5 protein-coding genes and 1 pseudogene are annotated in these 4216 nt (G+C 42.8%); all 6 read right to left on the bottom strand.

What is annotated here, in order from left to right:
- On the bottom strand, positions 1–823 hold an 823-nt coding region (hemF, locus tag L650_RS0109890), incomplete at its 3' end, for an oxygen-dependent coproporphyrinogen oxidase (RefSeq protein ID WP_029773005.1).
- Between the two features lies 1 nt (position 824).
- Positions 825–1388 carry an L-threonylcarbamoyladenylate synthase gene (locus L650_RS0109885; RefSeq protein ID WP_004588032.1) on the bottom strand — a complete coding sequence of 188 codons (564 nt, stop codon included), beginning with the start codon at positions 1386–1388 and terminating at the stop codon, positions 825–827.
- Positions 1389–1409: 21 nt separating this feature from the next.
- On the bottom strand, positions 1410–1985 hold the full coding sequence (locus L650_RS0109880; protein ID WP_024032146.1) for a type I DNA topoisomerase: 576 nt from the start codon (positions 1983–1985) through the stop codon (positions 1410–1412).
- Positions 1986–2082: 97 nt separating this feature from the next.
- Positions 2083–2556 carry a DUF494 family protein gene (locus L650_RS0109875; RefSeq protein WP_029773004.1) on the bottom strand — a complete coding sequence of 158 codons (474 nt, stop codon included), beginning with the start codon at positions 2554–2556 and terminating at the stop codon, positions 2083–2085.
- A 1-nt stretch (position 2557) separates the two neighbouring features.
- Positions 2558–3649, bottom strand: a complete 1092-nt coding sequence (gene dprA, locus L650_RS0109870) for a DNA-processing protein DprA (protein WP_029773003.1) — start codon at positions 3647–3649, stop codon at positions 2558–2560.
- Between the two features lie 31 nt (positions 3650–3680).
- Positions 3681–4216: pseudogene (locus L650_RS0109865) on the bottom strand (peptidoglycan-binding protein); the annotation flags it as partial.

Below are 4216 nucleotides of genomic sequence, written 5' to 3'. Positions count from 1 at the left end.
GCGCCAGTGGCGGCATCGACATTAATATAGACTCTGTGCGCCCACCGCTTTGTAAGCCAAATAAAGTGCCTCTATCCCACACAAGGTTAAATTCTACGTAACGACCGCGGCGATACAATTGAAAGTCGCGCTGCTGTTGCGTGTATTCGTCATTTTTACGACGCTCAATAATAGGCAAGTACGCATCTAAAAAGCCATTACCAACCGATTGCATAAATGCAAAGCTCTGCTCAAACCCTAGCTCGTTTAAGTCATCAAAAAATAAGCCGCCTACACCGCGTGTTTCGTCGCGATGTTTTAGGTAAAAATATTCATCACACCACGTTTTGTATTTTGGATACACTTGTTCACCAAATGGTGCACAAATGTCGTGTGCGACTTGGTGCCAATGCTGTACATCTTCAAAAACGGGGTAAAAAGGCGTTAAGTCAAACCCTCCGCCAAACCACCAAATAGGCTCTTCGCCTTCTTTTTCAGCTATAAAAAAGCGTACATTGGCATGACTTGTAGGAACATGTGGGTTTTTTGGATGAATAACTAATGAAACACCACATGCATGAAAGCTTCGCCCTGCAAGCTCTGGTCTATGAGCGGTCGCAGAGCCCGGCATAGATGCACCAAACACATGCGAGTAGTTAACGCCGCCTTGCTCTATTACATTACCGTTAGTGGTAACACGTGTACGCCCGCCACCACCTTCGGCACGTTGCCAGCTATCTTCTACAAATTTTGCACTGCCATCGGCCTGCTCTAAGCCCTGGCAAATGGTGTCTTGCAAAGCCATAAAATACGCTTTTACTTGTTCTAATAATTCGCTTTGCATATTAACCTCTAAATACTTTGCCGGTCATGGCATCTTTAATTGTGCTTGGCTGCGTGTTGCCCCCTAAGGGCTCATCAATGTAACAGCCTACCTTATCTGCAAATTGCTGCTTGGCTTGTTCAATACTTGTTACCGTAGGCTGTCCGGTTAAATTAGCACTAGTAGAGACAAGAGGCTTGCCTAATTGCTGGCATAAGCGCTTAACACTTGGATGATCAGTAACCCGTACGGCAATCGTATCAAACTGCCCTGTTAACCATTTAGGCGTATTTTTAGCTGCAGGCATTACCCAAGTAATAGCACCGGGCCAACTAGAAAAAATATCAGCGCGTTTGTCCATTGGCAGCTTTACATCGTCAACATACTTTAATAACTGGCCGTAGTTATCGGCGATTAAAATAAGGCCCTTTTCAACGGGGCGCTGTTTTATTTCTAGCAACTTCTCAACAGCTTGCTGATTATCTGGATCACACCCTAAGCCATAGACAGCTTCAGTAGGATATAAAATAACTTCACCTTGCTCTAAGCAAGATATAGCCGTAGGCAATGTAGAAAGGTCTGACAAAATATGCTCCAGAAATTTATATTAATCAGTAGTGGTAAGTTTATGCAGGCAACTTTTTTGTGGGCACTGTAGCACAGTACCATTGGCCATTTTTTTCTCAATAACAAGCGGCCAATCGCACTTAGGGCATGGCTTGGCTATGGGTTTGTTATTTAGAGTATATTTACAGCTTGGGTAACAATCGCATGAGTAAAACGTTTTACCAAATTTATTGCTGCGTGCAACTAGCTGCCCTTTTTTGCATTTAGGACACCCAGGTAATACATCATCGTTATTATTAGGTTCGTCATCGTGGGCGATATAATGACACTCAGGGTACCCTGTACACCCAATAAACATACCATAACGGCCGTTTTTAACCACCAGCGGTTTTGTGCACTGTGGGCAGGCTGAATCTTCAAGCACCTTTATTTCGTTGCTGTCGTGATGCGCTAATGGGCGAATAAAGTCGCATTTAGGGTAACTCGCACAACCCAAAAAAGGACCTGTTTTAGAGTTACGGATCACTAATTCAGAACCACATTGCGGGCAGACTTCGTATTCTTTTTCTAAGGCGTGTTTATCCGCCGAGAAAAGCGAATGGTCGATTTTACTCATGAGGTTCCTAATGGGTTGCTGAATTTTCGCCTAATATACCCAAACCACTTAAAGATACAAGCTGTGCATATATGTTTAAGTGGTTTGGCATACAATTTTAATGTAGAAGTTCGGTGGGTTCGTCAAATATAAGGTCTTCCATCTGCTCGTAAGCCTCTTCTGAGCCAGGTACGTTAAATAACACCATAAGCACCACCCACTTTAAGTCGTCGAGCGAAATATAGGGTTTATCTAATGCGGCAAGGCGGTCCATAACCATTTCACGGGTTACACTGTTAACCACCCTTATTTGCTCTAAAAACATCAAAAAGCCACGGCATTCAACGTTTAACATTTTGCATTCGCTATCGGTAAAAATGCGCATTGCTTGGTGAGGCTTTGTAATTAAGTAGGGCGACTCGTCGCTGCGTTGTAAATCGGCCAATTGTTCAAGCCAATTTAACGCTTTATAAATTTCGGTCTTATTAAAGCCCGCGCGAAGTAATTCATCGGTAAGCTCGTTTTCTTCAATATAAATATCGGCTTCACTGTGAATGTAGTTTTCAAAAAGATACATGAGAATATCAAACATATTACCTTCCTGTGCTTAGCTTTATATACCCGTCTAACACTCGCTCTATTTCGTCGTCTAACTCTAAATCGAGCAACCTTGCCAGCACTTTATCAATTGGCCACTTGGCGCGACGTACAATTTCATCAACACTGGTTACCTCATACCCTATACTATTTAACACCTCACACTGTGACTGTTTGTTTACAGGCTCCTCTTTATTATATAGACCGCTTTGATAAGAAAAGCTCACCTCATCTAAAATATCTGTTACATTTTCGACTAACTTAGCGCCCTGCTTTATTAAAAAGTGACTCGCTTGCGATAATGGGTTTTTAATAGAGCCTGGTACTGCAAACACTTCTTTATTTTGTTCAATAGCGTAACGTACCGTGATCAATGAACCGCTTTTAATTTCAGCCTCTACAATAACCACGCCTAAAGACAGCCCAGATATAATACGGTTTCTGCGTGGAAAGTTATGCGCATTAGCAGCGGTACCCGGTAAAAACTCGCTTATTAATAAGCCATGCTCTAATACTTGGTCTGTTAATAATTTATGGCGTTTGGGGTAGTAAATATCAACCCCAGTCCCTAATACACCAATTGTTTTGCCATTATTGGCCAATGCACCTTTGTGCGCGGCACCATCAATACCCCGCGCCATGCCCGAGGTAACAGTAATACCGGCTAAAGTAAGCTGATAAGCAAGCTCCGAAGCTATTTCAAGCCCCGTAGGGGTCGCGTTTCTACTGCCAACAATAGCCACTTGCGGGCTAGATAATAGCGATATATCGCCTTTACAAAATAACAGTAAAGGGGCACTGGCTATGTGTTTTAGCTCGTTTGGGTATAGCGCATCAAAAATACACACCACTGTAATATTAAGCTGCTGTATTTGTTGCTCGTAATGGTTTACTTGCTGCCAATTGGTATTGAGTAAGTTGCAGGCTTGGTTTTGGGTAAGGCCAAGCTGTTGTAATTCACTTTGGTTTAAATCAAATAATGATTCGAGGGGGTGAGTATGTGATAAGGCTAACAGTGTTTTAATACCTAAGCCTTTACACATATAAAAGGCAAGCCAGTGGGCTAGCTTGCCAGATGACTGCTCCATGCTCTCTCCTAGAGCACCGACTCGCTACAACTTAATGAATTACTACACTATCTCCAACGCGAATTGGGTGCTGATTTTTTGTTATTAATGCATAACTCACTTTGTCATACACTTTAAATACAATTAACTCACCCACTTTTTCGTGTGGCATTGTCCATGTTGTGGTGTCTTCATCTGGCTCGCTGCCAAATAATTCACCTGCATCAGATAAAAGCTTTTCAAATTTGCTCGAATCCTCTGGATAACGCGGTCCTCGAGGGCCATCAATAACGGTGGGTGATTGGCGTTCTAAATCGAGGATATGACCAACTTCAATTTGTTGCTCAGCACCTAAGTTTAGCACCACTACATCCATTGTGCTGAATTCTCTTACTTGGCGCGGCGAGTCAATAACACTGCCGGATACACTTTGCTTAGGACGATGCATATTAAAGTACGCTGGTAACATTTGCCCTTGCATAGCAGGGAGTAAAAAATCGCCTTGTTGTATTTCTTGTTTAACTGACTCAACCCGTAAAGACGATGGTACGCCATTGCTTTCATCGCCCGTTCTAAATGCACGAGCCA

Origin of the sequence: Pseudoalteromonas sp. TB51 (genome assembly GCF_000498055.1) — a bacterium.
Classification (GTDB): Bacteria; Pseudomonadota; Gammaproteobacteria; order Enterobacterales; family Alteromonadaceae; genus Pseudoalteromonas; species Pseudoalteromonas atlantica.
The sequence above is the reverse complement of the archived record's forward strand: the minus strand, read 5'-3'. Positions and strand labels throughout refer to the sequence as shown.